The organism is Pseudarthrobacter sp. B4EP4b (assembly GCF_006680095.1).
Taxonomy (GTDB): domain Bacteria; phylum Actinomycetota; class Actinomycetes; order Actinomycetales; family Micrococcaceae; genus Arthrobacter.
The window spans coordinates 65,046-77,761 of record NZ_VHIJ01000019.1; the positions used below are offsets into that span (position 1 = coordinate 65,046).

Here is a 12,716-nt window from a genome sequence, read left to right on the forward strand (position 1 = left end):
CCCCCGCAACCCTGCTGCGCCATGTCAGCCGCTCGTCACCGGGCCCTGGGCGATGTGCAGCGCGTCGGTGAACGCAGCTAGCTTTCCGGGTCGTAACCAAATTCGCGCAGTTCCTGGGAGCAACGGCATGCCACGGCGATCTTCCGGGCCCACTCCACGGCATCCTCTCGCGTGGGCAGCTCCAACACGCAGAATCCACCCTTGACCCTGGAGCCCGGATAGGTCCCGGTGCTCACCGACCCGTCGGCGGAGACCAGCACCGGATCGACTTCCTCGTTGATTCCGCCGCCGAATACGTAGACTCCGGCGTCCTTCGCCTCCTGAATCACAGCGTGGGAGTCAGCGGAGACAATTGGGAACTCCTCGTCGGTGAGGACCATGGCCTCACTTGGGAAGGAAATGAGGTATTTCGTCATGTCGGGATACTGCCACGCGGCGCGCCGGCAGGGCAATGGTCCTGAAGAACGGGAGTCTGCCGATGTCTAAAGGATTCGCTGATACATGCGGTGGTCCTGCCACAGGCCGGCTATTCGAAGGTAGGCATGGGCCGTGCCGTAGGCCTCGAAGCCGTTCTTCTCAAGCACCCTTTGGGAGGCGACGTTGTGGACCAGAGTTGCGGCTTCGAGCCGGTGCAGACCGAGGTGGTCCCTTGCGACCTTTATGGCACTGCCGACCGCCGCAGTCATGAGGCCGGTTCCTTGGGCCGATTGCTCGAGCCAGTAGCCTACGTGGGCGTTCTGGAAGGCACCACGCACGATCGAACTGAGGGTCAGCAGACCGACTATGCTGCCCTTCGCGGACAGAACCATGGGAAGTGCTGTCCCCGCATCAAGCTCGGCCCGGCGTCGTTCAATCACCTCTCGCTGACCCTCAAGTGTGTAGAACTCCTCGGGCCTGATCGGCTCCCAGGGAGCCAGGTAAGACCGGTTTGCTTGAACCGCCGCTGCCAGCTCCGCAGCATCCGACACCTGGACTGGGCGCAGCACAACCCCATCGGCAAGCTCACAGGAAAAGTCCACCCGCCCACACTACCGATCAATCGGAGTTCGCCGGCGGCGCCCGACAAGAGCGCGACGATCAGGGACAAGGGAGGTGACCCCGGCTCGAGGATGCAATACTCTGACCATGGCTGTCTTCTTCGAGTGCATAACGCGGACAAATAGGCGGCAATCCGAGTTGTTCGACCTTGCCCGAAACATCGACGTCCACAAAAACTCGATGGCAAAGTCCCGTGAAGAAGCCGTCGCTGGCGTGACGAGCGGCCTGATCTCTTTGGATGAGGAAGTGACGTGGCGGGCCTGGCATTTTGGCCTGCCGCTGCAGATGACCAGCAGGATTACCGAGATGCACCCACCCGAATATTTTGTCGATGAACAGGTCAGAGGCCCGTTTCGCCGGTTCCGGCACGTTCATGAGTTCCGGCAGGATTCAGAAGGAACGCTGATGGTGGACCGGATTGAATTCTCGGCCCCATTCGGACTCCTGGGACGACTGGTGGAGAAACTGGTGTTGGCCCGATACCTTCAGAACTTAATCGAGACGCGCAATCAGCATCTTGCGGGTGAGCCGATTCCCGGGCAGTAACAGCGTGACGCACCGAAACGAGCGACTAGTGAGGTGCACGTCGTTGAGGCCACGGGTCACGCTGCAGACCCGTCACGTCTCAGATCCAAGACCTACTAGGCGGTGGGGGAACCCGCCGCAGGGACGGCAATGCCGGCCGGTTGTGCCCTGCCGTCAGCGGCCACCCCCAGCTTTAGTAGGCCCCCTACAAAATGGGGTCCATAGCACCCCGGTAACGTCAGCGGTACATTAGATTCCGCTTGTACAACCCCGACAGGACCTTCCCATGAGCAACACCAACACAGCCGTCTCGAACGCCCCCAAGGCCAGGCGCCGCTGGAACGCCACCGACCTCGGCCTGATCGCCGTCTTCGCGGCCCTCGTCGCCGGCGCAGCGCTCGTCCCAGGCCTCGCCGTTAACGGCTTCGGCGTCCCCATCACGTTCCAGACCCTCGCGGTGATGCTCACCGGCCTGGTCCTTGGCCCGGGACGGGGCTTCGCCGCCGTCGGGCTGTACACCCTTCTGGGCCTCGCGGGCCTTCCCATCTTCAGCCAGGGCCGCAGCGGCCTCGGCATCCTCGCCGGACCGTCCGCCGGCTACATCATTGCCTTCCCGATCGCCGCACTGGTGGTTGGCTGGCTCGCCACCATGGTGATCCGCCGGACCACCAAAACCCGCGCCCTGTGGCTCTTCCTGTCCGCCACGGTCACCAGCGTGGTGGTGGTGCACTCGCTCGGCGTCGCCGGCATCGCCCTGAACACCAAGGCCACCCTGGGCCAGGCTTTCCTCAGCGACCTGGTGTTCTACCCGGGCGACATCATCAAAAACATCCTCGCCGCGGTCATCGCCGTCGCCCTCCACCGCGCCTTCCCGGACATCCTGGTCCGCCGCGTCCGCCGCACCGCCGCCAAAGCCGCTACCAGCCAGACCACCAAGGCCTAGGATCTCCCCCATGCCCGCAGTGACCTTTGACCAGGTAACGGTCGCCGTCGAAACTGATGACTCGCCGGAGCCCAAAGTGCTCCTTGACGCCGTCGACCTCCGCCTGACGGAAAGGCGCGTCGGCGTCATCGGCGCCAACGGCTCGGGGAAATCCACCCTCCTGCGGCTGGTCAACGGCCTCGTCCAGCCAACCTCGGGCACTGTAGCGGTCGACGGCGACGATACAGTCGGTGCCGTCCGCAGGGTCCGCAGGAACGTGGGCTTCGTTTTCACCGATCCCCTGTCCCAGCTGGTGATGCCCACCGGCAGGGAGGACGTGGAACTCTCCCTCCGCCGCTCGGTGAAGAACGGCACCGAACGGCGGAGCCAGGCTGAGGCGGCGCTGCGGCGCCTGGGGCTCCTGCACCTGGCCGATCAAAGCATCTACGAGCTTTCCGGCGGCGAACGGCAGCTGATGGCCCTCGCCGCCGTGCTGGCGGTCAGCCCCAACGTCCTGGTACTCGACGAGCCCTCCACCCTCCTGGACCTCCGCAACCGCGAACTCCTTCGCAGGACATTGGCCGGGCTGGACCAGCAGATCATCATGTCCACCCACGATCTTGACCTCGCACTGGAAATGGACCGTGTGCTGGTCATCGAACAAGGCAGGGTCGCCTTCGACGGCGCTCCCGCGGAGGCCGTGGCCGCCTACCGCACCCTCTGTATGGACGGGCTGCACACCACCGAACCGAGCCCGCGGTGAGAGGACTTGGCTTCCTCCTGGCCAACTATGTGCCCGGGAACTCGCTGATCCACCGGACACCGCTGGCCCTGAAGTTCCTCCTCGTCTTCGCTTGCGGCCTGGCCTCGTTCATCATCCAGGACTGGCGCATCTCGACGGCGGTACTCACCGTACTCTGCGGCCTTTTCCTGCTCACCGGCGCCGGCCTGAAACGGCTCTGGCGCGCCGTCCGCCCGCTGGCCGCGGTGTTGCTGGTGATCGGGCTCTTCCAGTGGTGGCAGCTCGGCGCGCCCACTGCGGCGCGGATCGTCCTTAACATCCTGGTGTGCGTGGTGGCGGCATCGCTGCTCACCGCCACCACCCCCGTCCAAAAGCTCCTGGACGGTGTGGTCAAAGCAGCAAGCCCTTTCAAAAGATTCGGCGCGGACCCCGAGCGGTTTGCCCTGACCATCGGGATCATGCTGCGCAGCATCCCCTACATCGCGGGCACCTTCGCTGACGTCCGCGATTCCGCCCGGGCACGGGGACTCGAGCGCAACCCCCGGGCACTGATCCTGCCCGTGTTCATCACTTCCGTGGCCTTCGCCCGGCAGACTGGCGAAGCACTCGCCGCCCGCGGTTTGGGCGAAGCGGAGGACTGAAGCGCCGGAAGACGCGGCTAGAAGCGCTCGTACCGCAGCAATGCGGCGGTCCCCATGCCGCCGGCGATGCTGATCATGGCGAGTGCAAGGCTTCCCGGTGTTCCCTTCCTGCGCGCTTGGGCCAACAGCCGCGTCACGAGGACAGCGCCCGATGCACCGTACGCGTGGCCCAAAGCCAAGGCGCCGCCGTCGAGGTTCACCCGGGCAGGATCAATCCCCAGTTCGTCGAGGCAGGCCAGCGTCTGCGACGCGAACGCCTCATTGAACTCAACCAGCTCCAGCTCCTCAGTGGTCACTCCTGCAGCAGCCAGCACTTCCCGTGCCGCAGCGGCCGCACCAATGCCGAGCACGTCCGGTTCCACCCCGGCGGTGCCGGTGCCGAGCACCAGCAGACCGTCGGGCACCCCCAAGTCCCGGGCCCGCTGCAGGGAAGTGATGACGACGGCGGAGGCGGCGTCGGCGTCGAAGCAGGAGTTTCCGGCGGTGACGGTTCCCCCGTCCACGAATGCGGCCGGGAACCGCGCCATCACCGCCGCGCCCAGCCCCCGGCGCGGGCCATCATCCACAGCAACGGTTCCCGCACCATTCACCAGCGGGACCAGTTCGTCGTCGAAGTATCCTGCCGCAGCTGCCGCGAGGGCCTTTTGGTGGCTCAGCAGCGCAAACCCATCCTGCCGGTCCCGGCTGATGCCGAACCTATGGGCCACAGTTTCGGCTGCGACACCCATGTCCGGGTCGCCAAAGGCCTCCGGCACAAACTGGGCGCGCGGGTAGAACTCCGGGCCGCTGTCGTCCCTTCGATGCGCCCGCAGCGGCGCGGTGCTGGTGCTCTCCACTCCACCGGCCACGTACAGGGGATTGCCGCCGGCCGCCACCAGCCCGGAAGCGAGGACGATCGCGTCCAGGCCGGAACCGCACTGCCGGTCCACAGTGAGTCCGGGCACGCTGACGGGCAGGCCGGCCTCCAGCAGGGCAAGCCGTGCTACATTTCCGCCGCCACCGACGGCGTTGCCGATCACCACGTCGGTAACATCACCCGGTTCGATCCCGGGGAAAGCCGTCAGCTCGCGCAGGACCGGGGCCAGCAGCTCGTGGGCGCGAAGCGTCCGCAACGCACCGTTGGTCCGGCAGACGGGAGTGCGCCGCGCCGCGATGATGACGGGCTGCCGGTTGGGCGGCAGGAGTTCAGGCGCCAAGGGTGCGGATCCGGGAGTCACCGGCATTGATCCAGTCCAGCAGGACGTTTCGGCTGACTTTGCCGCGGTCCGTGGTGGGCAATTCGGTGACCGCATAGTACTGGAGGGGCCACTTGTCGCGGGCCAGGATGGTTTCCAGCCCCGCCTTCAACTGGGTGGCGGTAACAGCACCCGCAGACGGAACAATTGCGGCCACCACCCGCTGGCCCCGCAGGTCGTCCGGCATGCCGGCGGCCATCGCTGCAGCCACGCCGGGCACGGCCGCCAGCGCCAGTTCCACTTCATGCGGGTACACGTTCTTGCCAGCCGTGAGGATCATGTCCGCCCGGCGGCCCAGGATATGCAGTTCCCCCGCTTCGAGGTAGCCCTGGTCCCCCACCGTGAACCAGCCGCCAAAGGATCTGAGGGCCTGCCCGTCATCACCCCACAGGTAGCCGTTGCTGACCATCCCGCTGCGCACGCTGATGTTGCCCGCGGCTCCGTCCGGAACCGGTTCGCCCGAATCGTTGAGGATCCTGACGTCCACCCCCGGGAAAGGCCGCCCAATGCCCGTCCCGCCCATGGCGGCCGTTTCCCCGGCGGGCAGGCCCGCGCCCGAGACAAAGCTCAGCTCGGAGGCGCCGTAGTACTCGTAAATAGTGGCGTTGGGCGCCCAGCGGCGGGCAGCTTCCAGGGTCCGGGCGTCGAGCTTGGACCCGGCACAGATGATGGTGCGCAGCCCGGAAGCGTCCACGCATCCGGTCAATCCACGTTCGCTGAGCATCCTCAGCATGGTGGGCACCAGCACCAGCCGGGTGACACGGTCGTAGGTGATGGCCGCATGGACGTCTCCGACGTCGAACGTCTCCAGTGTCTGGAATTCGGAACCTGCGTAGAGGCATTCTGACAGTGCGTACAGGTTCAGGCTCGCCGCCAGCGGGCCCGGCGCAAGCGTTACATCGTCCTGTACCAGCCCGAAGAACTCAATGGACGCTTTGAAGGACTCCTGCCAGGACCGCCGTGACCTCGTGAAGGCTTTGGGGACAGAAGTGGTGCCGGACGTGAGGCCAATCAGGAAGGTGGTCTCCGGCCCGCCGTCGGCCAGCTCATCCTCCGCGGACACGGCCGCCGGCCGGGCGGACGATTCAACCCGGCGGACAATATCCTCCTGCAGCGGTGCCGGCCAGGCGGGATCAAGGACGGCGCACTGGCGCCCGCCGGCAACCGCGGCGGCGAACCTGGCGACGAACCCGGCCGAGTTCGCCTCGCACAGTGACGTGACCGCTTTGGTGTCCGGAACCAGGGCTGCTGCGGCATCGCGGAGCTCCGCCCAGGTGAGGCGCTGACCGGCGACGACGACGGCGGTGTGGTGCGGCCGATCTTCGGCCCAGCGCTGGATGTGGTTGAGGAAAGGCATCAGATCAACTTTACCGGCGGGCACCGGTTGAAGTCGGGGCCCGCGGGTATTGTGACTTTATGAGCTTCAACGACAATGTGCAGCTGGATCCATCACAAGTCCAGGACCGGCGCGGCGGTGGCCGTGGGGTGTTGGTTGGCGGTGGCATCGGCGGCGGGCTCCTCCTGCTCATCGCCACGCTCCTGGGCGTAAATCCCCAGCTGCTTGAGGGCCTGACCGGGGCGGGGCAGGAGCCGCAAAGCCAAGGTACGGCTCCTGCATGCGAAACCGGAGCCGACGCCGACGCCCGGGTGGACTGCCGTATCACGGGAACAGTGAACAGCCTGAACGCGTTCTGGCCCGGCTACCTGCAGCAGTACAACGTGCAGTACCCGCGGCCGGAGGCCGTGATCTTTACCGGGGGCACCAACACCGGTTGCGGTGCTGCCACCTCCGAGGTGGGCCCCTTCTACTGCCCCACCGACACCACGGCCTACTTCGATCCCGGCTTTTTCCAGGAACTGGTGGACCGGTTTGGTTCCTCCGGCGGCCCGCTGGCGCAGGAGTACGTGGTGGCCCACGAGTTCGGGCACCACATCCAGAACGTCCTCGGCAACCTGGACCGCGCACAACAGGATCCGCAGGGACCGGAATCCGGCGCTGTCCGCACCGAGCTGCAGGCTGACTGCTATGCCGGGCTCTGGGCCAAATACGCGTCAACCACCCCGAATCCCAAGACTGGCCAGCCCTACCTCGAAGCGCTGACCCAGCAGGACATCAACGACGCCCTCTCGGCAGCGTCAGCCGTGGGCGATGACCGGATCCAGCAAGCCGCCACGGGTCGTGTCTCCCCCGAAGGCTGGACGCACGGGTCGAGCGAACAGCGGCAGCGGTGGTTTGCGCAGGGCTACCAAACGGGCGACATCAACCAGTGCGATACTTTCTCGGCTCCCAGCCTCTAATTCGGGAACGACGACGGCGGGTCACCTTTCCTGCGAAAGGTGACCCGCCGTCGTCGTACTTGGGCCCACGCCGCCGAGGGTTCCCTGGCCGAAGCGAAGCGAGGCCAGGGAGGCGGTGGGGACTAGATGTTGAAGCCGAGGGCCCGCATCTGGTCCTTGCCGTCGTCGGTGATCCGTTCCGGACCCCATGGCGGCATCCAGACCCAGTTCAGGCGCCAGTCATCAACCACGCCGTCCAGGGCCTTGCCCACCTGCTCCTCGAGGACATCGGTGAGCGGGCAGGCGGCCGTGGTCAGGGTCATGTCGATCAGCAGCGCGCCGTCGTCATCGGAGTACTTCAGCCCGTACAGCAGGCCGAGGTCCACCACGTTGACGCCGAGCTCAGGATCGATCACATCCTTGAGCGCTTCTTCAACGTCCTCCAGGCTGGTGCGGGACGCGTTGATTTCGGTCATGGCGAAGTCCTAACTAGGCCTGTGCAGCGGCAGGTGCGGCGGCGGCGCCGGCACCCTTGGCGTAGCGGTCGTAGCCTTCTTCTTCCAGGCGGTCGGCGAGCTCGGGGCCGCCTTCCTCAACAACCTGGCCGTCCACGAACACGTGCACGAAGTCAGGCTTGATGTAGCGCAGGATGCGTGTGTAGTGGGTGATGAGCAGCGTACCCATGTTGCCATCGGCGTGGGCGCGGTTGACACCTTCGGAGACAACCTTCAGCGCGTCAACGTCCAGGCCGGAGTCGGTCTCGTCCAGGACGGCGAACTTGGGCTTGAAGAGTTCGAGCTGGAGGATCTCCACACGCTTCTTCTCGCCGCCGGAGAAGCCTTCGTTGACGTTGCGCTGGGCGAAGTCAGCGTCGATCCGCAGCTGCTCCATGGCTGCCTTGACGTCCTTGGTCCAGGTGCGCAGCTTGGGGGCTTCGCCGTCGATGGCCGTCTTGGCGGTGCGCAGGAAGTTGGTCATGCTCACGCCGGGGACCTCCACCGGGTACTGCATGGCCAGGAAGACGCCGGCGCGGGCGCGCTCGTCGACGCTCATTTCCAGGACGTCTTCGCCGTCCAGGGTGATGGAACCGCTGGTGACGTTGTAGCGCGGGTGGCCTGCGATGGTGGAGGCCAGCGTGGACTTGCCGGAGCCGTTGGGGCCCATGATGGCGTGGGTTTCGCCGGTCCGGATGGTCAGGCTGACGCCCTTCAGGATTTCCTTGGTGCCCTGTTCCGTCTCAATGCTGACGTGCAGGTCCTTGATCTCAAGAGTAGACATATGTCTTGTTCTCCTCTGCACCGTGCCTGGCGGCGGCGGTGCGGTCTCTGTCTGGAAGTTGGTTCGTAATTCTGTGGTGCTAGCTGAAGTTGGGTGCTTCGGCGCCGTTGAGGACGCTGGTGAAGTCCACGTAGACCTCATCGCCCCTGATCTCGACGGCGAAGACGGGCACGGGATCATAGGCCGGCAGCTGCAGCGGTTCGCCGGTGCGCAGGTCGAACTGGGAGCCGTGGCCCCAGCACTCGATGGCACATCCCTCCACTTCGCCCTCGGACAGTGAAATGTCCGCGTGCGAGCAGGTGTCGCCGATGGCGTGGATCTCCCCCATGGAGTCCTTGACGATGGCCACAGGGTAGTCGTCGATCAGGATCCGCAACGCCTGCTTCAGCTGGATTTCATCCACCTTGCAGACAAGCTCGCCCTTTGGCTGGTCAGTCATTTGTAAACCCGTGCTCCGTGCCTTCTAGTTGTCCGTCAGTGCGAGTTCGTGTTCAACAGCGTCGGTCAGCCGCTCCTCAATGGAGGGGACCTTGATCTGCTGGATGATCTCGTTCAGGAAGCCGCGGACCACCAGGCGGCGGGCAACGTCCTCGGGGATGCCGCGGGCCATCAGGTAGAACAGGTGCTCGTCGTCCATGCGGCCGGTGGCGCTGGCGTGGCCTGCGCCCTCGATCAGGCCGGTCTCGATTTCGAGGTTGGGCACGGAGTCGGCGCGGGCGCCGTCGGTGAGCAGCAGGTTGCGGTTGGCCTCGTAGGTATCGGTGCCTTCGGCTTCCTTGCGGATCAGGACGTCGCCAACCCAGACTGCATGGGCGTTGCGCCCCTGCAGTGCGCCTTTGTAGAGCACGTTGGACTTGCAGTTGGCCACTGCGTGGTCCACAAAGAGGCGCTGCTCAAGGTGCTGGCCGGCGTCGGCGAAGTACAGGCCGAACATTTCAGCCTCGCCGCCAGGGGCGGTGAAGCGGGCCGACGGCGTGACGCGGACCAGGTCGCCGCCCAGGCTCACCATAACGTGCTTGAGCTTGGCGTCGCGGCCGATCTTTGCCTGCTGGGAGGAGGCGTGGACGGCGTCGTCGTTCCATTCCTGGAGCGTGATGACCGTCAGGCTGGCGCCGTCTTCGACGATGATCTCCACGTTCTCCGAGACCACGGCGGAACCCTTGTGGTTCAGGACCACAACTGCCTTGGAGAACTTCTCGGCGACAATCACCAGGTGCTGGGCGGCGGCCTCCAGGGAGGTGCCTTCGATGTCGACGCTGATCTCCGTCGTCGCCTCAAACTCGGACGGGATGGTCACCACGGTGGCTCCGGCGAAGTTCTCCCACGCATTGGCGGACACGCGGTCCTCGGGGATGCCGGCGGTACCGATGCGCTTGTCATCGCGGCCGACGCTTTCAACGGTGACCTGCTCGGGGCCGTTAACCACCACGGTGGGTGCGGCGCCGGAGAGGACCTCGGAGTGCAGCCCGCGGAGACGCTTGAGCGGGGTGAAGCGCCAGTCTTCCTCCAGGCCGGTGAGCGGCTTGAAGTCGGCCAGCTTGTAGGACGTGAGGCGTCCGGCGCGGGAGCTGTCCGGGATACCGACGCCGCCGCCGTGGGAGTGGCTCTTGGCTGAATCCCCGGCAAGCGGTGCCTTGGTGCCCGCGTTGATGGGTGAGAGGCTCTCGCCTTCTTCGGTGAAGCCGTTAATAAACGGCTGGGCTGAGGGCGCGCCGATACGTGCCTTTTCAGTAGTGATTTCAGTCATCGTTATCCGACGGACCCTTCCATCTGCAGTTCAATCAGGCGGTTCAGCTCAAGTGCGTACTCCATGGGGAGCTCGCGGGCAATCGGCTCGATGAAGCCGCGGACGATCATCGCCATGGCTTCGTCTTCGCGCATGCCGCGGGACATCAGGTAGAAGAGCTGCTCTTCGCTGACCCGGGAAACAGTTGCCTCGTGGCCCATCACAACGTCGTCCTCGCGGATGTCGATGTAGGGGTAGGTGTCCGAACGGCTGATGGTGTCCACCAGCAGCGCGTCGCAACGGACCGTGTTGGCCGAGTGCTTGGCGCCTTCGCGGACCTGGACCAGGCCGCGGTAGGCTGCACGGCCGCCGCCGCGGGCCACGGACTTGGAAATGATGGAGCTCTTGGTGTTCGGCGCGATGTGGACCATCTTGGAGCCGGTGTCCTGGTGCTGGCCTTCGCCGGCGAACGCGATGGACAGGGTCTCGCCCTTGGCGTGCTCACCCACGAGGTACACGGCCGGGTACTTCATGGTGACCTTGGAACCGATGTTGCCATCGACCCATTCCATGGTGGCGCCCTCTTCGCAGATGGCACGCTTGGTCACCAGGTTGTACACGTTGTTGGACCAGTTCTGGATGGTGGTGTAGCGGACGCGGGCGCCCTTCTTCACGATGATTTCCACAACTGCCGAGTGCAGGGAGTCCGAGGTGTAGATGGGCGCGGTGCAGCCTTCGATGTAGTGGACGTAGGAGTCCTCGTCGGCGATGATCAGCGTGCGCTCGAACTGGCCCATGTTTTCCGTGTTGATGCGGAAGTATGCCTGCAGCGGGATATCCACGTGGACGCCCTTGGGCACGTACACGAACGACCCGCCGGACCATACGGCCGTGTTCAGCGAGGCGAACTTGTTGTCGCCCACCGGGATGATGGTGCCGAAGTACTCCTGGAAGATCTCCGGGTGTTCCTTCAGGGCGGTGTCGGTGTCCAGGAAGATGACACCCTGCCTCTCAAGGTCCTCACGCAGCTGGTGGTAGACAACCTCGGACTCGTACTGGGCGGCGACACCGGAAACCAGGCGCTGCTTTTCGGCTTCGGGGATGCCCAGCTTGTCGTAGGTGTTCTTGATGTCCTCGGGGAGGTCCTCCCAAGTGGCTGCCTGCTTCTCGGTGGAGCGGACAAAGTACTTGATGTTGTCGAAGTCGATGCCGGACAGGTCCGCGCCCCAGGTGGGCATGGGCTTGCGGTCGAAGTACTTCAGGCCCTTGAGGCGAAGGTCGAGCATCCATTCCGGTTCGCTCTTCTTCGCCGAAATGTCCCGGACTACCTCTTCGTTGAGCCCACGGCGTGCGTTGGCGCCGGCGTCGTTCTTGTCGGCCCATCCGTACTCGTAGGTGCCGATGCCGTGGAGCTCGGGATTCTTTTCCAGAATCTCCGAGATCACAGTGTTTTCGGCGACTGCTTTCTCTGATAGTTGGTCCGTCATCACGGCCTTTCTTGCTGATGGTTGTTTACTTCATTCAGGCTGGCGGGGGCTCCCGGGAGCCTTGTGGGCACCCGGGCAGACAGCCTGCCTGTAGGAATATGGGTGGTGCAGACGTGCCCGCCGCGGGCCAGCGTGGAGAGCCGGCGGACGTCCACGCCCACGAGCCTGGAAAAGACCTCGGTCTCCACATCGCAAAACACCGGGAACCGGGCAGCGAGCTGCTGGATGGGGCAGTGCCCCTGGCACAGCTGCACACTGGAAAGGGCGGCCGGGAGCGGCGCCTTGGCTTCGATGGAGGCTGCGGAGGCAACGAAATTATCGCGGCTCAGGGCCTCGGCCAGCGCTTTCGCGCGGTCTGCGATGTCCGGTCCGGCCTTGTCAATCTCCGGCGCGTAGCGGCGCTCCATGTCAGCGAAGCGCTCGACGGCGAAGGCCCGCACGGCGTCCGGCCCCGCCATTTTCTGGAGCTGCTGGAGGGCCAGTGCGGCGATATCGAGGTAGTCGTTGCCCAGGCTCGACTGACCTTGCGAGCTGAGGACATAACGGCGTGCGGGACGGCCTGCCCCTGCGCCGGCCCTGGCCACACGCTTGACTTCGATCACACCGGCACGGGACAAATGGTCCAGGTGCCGCCGCACGGCCGCAGGCGTGAAGCCCAGCAGGTCCCCGAGCTCGGCGGCGCTGACAGGTCCGTGCTCCAGGACGGCGGACAGGACCCGGTCCCTGGTGCGCTCATCGGCGTCAGCCACCGGACCGGTGGCCGGCCGGCCACGGTCTGCGGGAGCCTCGGAGGCTCCCTGCCCGGCAAAGGGCACAGCAGTAGCATTGCTCATGGAATACACAAC

15 protein-coding genes are annotated in these 12,716 nt (G+C 65.3%); 5 read left to right on the forward strand and 10 right to left on the reverse strand.

Annotated features, from left to right (window positions below; all coding sequences use genetic code 11):
- Positions 1 to 77: 77 nt before the first annotated feature.
- Positions 78 to 416, reverse strand: coding sequence for a YciI family protein (locus tag FNL14_RS07305; RefSeq protein ID WP_142058889.1), 339 nt, complete (start codon positions 414 to 416; stop codon positions 78 to 80).
- A 66-nt stretch (positions 417 to 482) separates the two neighbouring features.
- Positions 483 to 1,019 carry a GNAT family N-acetyltransferase gene (locus FNL14_RS07310; protein ID WP_142058891.1) on the reverse strand — a complete coding sequence of 179 codons (537 nt, stop codon included), beginning with the start codon at positions 1,017 to 1,019 and terminating at the stop codon, positions 483 to 485.
- A 106-nt stretch (positions 1,020 to 1,125) separates the two neighbouring features.
- Here FNL14_RS07310 and FNL14_RS07315 point away from each other — a divergent pair, with 106 nt between their 5' ends.
- The 4 genes from FNL14_RS07315 (at position 1,126) to FNL14_RS07330 (ending at position 3,868) form a co-directional block, all read left to right on the forward strand.
- Entirely contained in the window at positions 1,126 to 1,584 is a 459-nt protein-coding gene (locus FNL14_RS07315) for an SRPBCC family protein (RefSeq protein ID WP_091418794.1), read from the forward strand.
- A 265-nt stretch (positions 1,585 to 1,849) separates the two neighbouring features.
- Positions 1,850 to 2,506: a biotin transporter BioY gene (locus tag FNL14_RS07320; protein WP_142058893.1), complete on the forward strand. Its 657-nt coding sequence runs from the start codon at positions 1,850 to 1,852 to the stop codon at positions 2,504 to 2,506.
- 10 nt (positions 2,507 to 2,516) lie between these two features.
- Positions 2,517 to 3,248 carry an energy-coupling factor ABC transporter ATP-binding protein gene (locus FNL14_RS07325; protein WP_142058895.1) on the forward strand — a complete coding sequence of 244 codons (732 nt, stop codon included), beginning with the start codon at positions 2,517 to 2,519 and terminating at the stop codon, positions 3,246 to 3,248.
- Positions 3,245 to 3,868, forward strand: a complete 624-nt coding sequence (locus FNL14_RS07330) for an energy-coupling factor transporter transmembrane protein EcfT (RefSeq protein WP_142058897.1) — start codon at positions 3,245 to 3,247, stop codon at positions 3,866 to 3,868. The genes FNL14_RS07325 and FNL14_RS07330 overlap by 4 nt, the downstream gene beginning before the upstream one ends.
- Positions 3,869 to 3,885: 17 nt before the next feature.
- Here the strand turns inward: FNL14_RS07330 and FNL14_RS07335 are convergent, their stop codons facing one another.
- Positions 3,886 to 5,091: a thiolase family protein gene (locus tag FNL14_RS07335; protein WP_142058899.1), complete on the reverse strand. Its 1,206-nt coding sequence runs from the start codon at positions 5,089 to 5,091 to the stop codon at positions 3,886 to 3,888.
- Positions 5,054 to 6,460 (reverse strand): class I adenylate-forming enzyme family protein, encoded by a 1,407-nt coding sequence (locus FNL14_RS07340; protein WP_142058901.1) that lies wholly within the window; start codon positions 6,458 to 6,460, stop codon positions 5,054 to 5,056. Before FNL14_RS07340 ends, FNL14_RS07335 begins: the two co-directional genes overlap by 38 nt.
- A 59-nt stretch (positions 6,461 to 6,519) precedes the next feature.
- Between FNL14_RS07340 and FNL14_RS07345 the strand changes: the two genes are divergently transcribed.
- On the forward strand, positions 6,520 to 7,401 hold the full coding sequence (locus tag FNL14_RS07345; RefSeq protein ID WP_142058903.1) for a neutral zinc metallopeptidase: 882 nt from the start codon (positions 6,520 to 6,522) through the stop codon (positions 7,399 to 7,401).
- 122 nt (positions 7,402 to 7,523) lie between these two features.
- On the opposite strand, the gene FNL14_RS07350 is transcribed toward FNL14_RS07345, so the two are convergent.
- From FNL14_RS07350 to FNL14_RS07375, 6 genes are all read right to left on the reverse strand, one after another.
- A complete protein-coding gene (locus tag FNL14_RS07350) occupies positions 7,524 to 7,856 on the reverse strand; it encodes a metal-sulfur cluster assembly factor (RefSeq protein ID WP_091418789.1) in 333 nt (110 codons plus the stop codon).
- Positions 7,857 to 7,869: 13 nt separating this feature from the next.
- A complete protein-coding gene (sufC, locus tag FNL14_RS07355) occupies positions 7,870 to 8,658 on the reverse strand; it encodes a Fe-S cluster assembly ATPase SufC (protein WP_091418788.1) in 789 nt (262 codons plus the stop codon).
- A gap of 79 nt (positions 8,659 to 8,737) precedes the next feature.
- A complete protein-coding gene (locus tag FNL14_RS07360) occupies positions 8,738 to 9,097 on the reverse strand; it encodes a non-heme iron oxygenase ferredoxin subunit (protein WP_091418787.1) in 360 nt (119 codons plus the stop codon).
- A 24-nt stretch (positions 9,098 to 9,121) separates the two neighbouring features.
- The gene (gene sufD, locus FNL14_RS07365) at positions 9,122 to 10,405 is read right to left on the reverse strand and encodes a Fe-S cluster assembly protein SufD (protein WP_091418786.1); all 1,284 of its coding nucleotides are present in this window, start codon (positions 10,403 to 10,405) and stop codon (positions 9,122 to 9,124) included.
- Positions 10,406 to 10,407: 2 nt separating this feature from the next.
- Positions 10,408 to 11,871, reverse strand: coding sequence for a Fe-S cluster assembly protein SufB (gene sufB / locus FNL14_RS07370; RefSeq protein WP_091418785.1), 1,464 nt, complete (start codon positions 11,869 to 11,871; stop codon positions 10,408 to 10,410).
- Positions 11,871 to 12,704: a metalloregulator ArsR/SmtB family transcription factor gene (locus FNL14_RS07375; RefSeq protein ID WP_142058905.1), complete on the reverse strand. Its 834-nt coding sequence runs from the start codon at positions 12,702 to 12,704 to the stop codon at positions 11,871 to 11,873. Before FNL14_RS07375 ends, sufB begins: the two co-directional genes overlap by 1 nt.
- Positions 12,705 to 12,716: the final 12 nt, after the last annotated feature.

Excerpts from the sequence above, each read along its gene's own strand:
- FNL14_RS07325 (WP_142058895.1), top strand. The coding sequence starts at position 2,517 with ATGCCCGCAGTGACCTTTGACCAGGTAACGGTCGCCGTCGAAACTGAT.
- FNL14_RS07320 (WP_142058893.1), top strand. The coding sequence starts at position 1,850 with ATGAGCAACACCAACACAGCCGTCTCGAACGCCCCCAAGGCCAGGCGC.
- sufC (WP_091418788.1), bottom strand. The coding sequence starts at position 8,658 with ATGTCTACTCTTGAGATCAAGGACCTGCACGTCAGCATTGAGACGGAA.
- FNL14_RS07305 (WP_142058889.1), bottom strand. The coding sequence starts at position 416 with ATGACGAAATACCTCATTTCCTTCCCAAGTGAGGCCATGGTCCTCACC.
- FNL14_RS07315 (WP_091418794.1), top strand. The coding sequence starts at position 1,126 with ATGGCTGTCTTCTTCGAGTGCATAACGCGGACAAATAGGCGGCAATCC.
- sufD (WP_091418786.1), bottom strand. The coding sequence starts at position 10,405 with ATGACTGAAATCACTACTGAAAAGGCACGTATCGGCGCGCCCTCAGCC.
- FNL14_RS07350 (WP_091418789.1), bottom strand. The coding sequence starts at position 7,856 with ATGACCGAAATCAACGCGTCCCGCACCAGCCTGGAGGACGTTGAAGAA.
- FNL14_RS07345 (WP_142058903.1), top strand. The coding sequence starts at position 6,520 with ATGAGCTTCAACGACAATGTGCAGCTGGATCCATCACAAGTCCAGGAC.
- FNL14_RS07375 (WP_142058905.1), bottom strand. The coding sequence starts at position 12,704 with ATGAGCAATGCTACTGCTGTGCCCTTTGCCGGGCAGGGAGCCTCCGAG.
- FNL14_RS07340 (WP_142058901.1), bottom strand. The coding sequence starts at position 6,460 with ATGCCTTTCCTCAACCACATCCAGCGCTGGGCCGAAGATCGGCCGCAC.
- sufB (WP_091418785.1), bottom strand. The coding sequence starts at position 11,871 with ATGACGGACCAACTATCAGAGAAAGCAGTCGCCGAAAACACTGTGATC.
- FNL14_RS07335 (WP_142058899.1), bottom strand. The coding sequence starts at position 5,091 with ATGCCGGTGACTCCCGGATCCGCACCCTTGGCGCCTGAACTCCTGCCG.
- FNL14_RS07360 (WP_091418787.1), bottom strand. The coding sequence starts at position 9,097 with ATGACTGACCAGCCAAAGGGCGAGCTTGTCTGCAAGGTGGATGAAATC.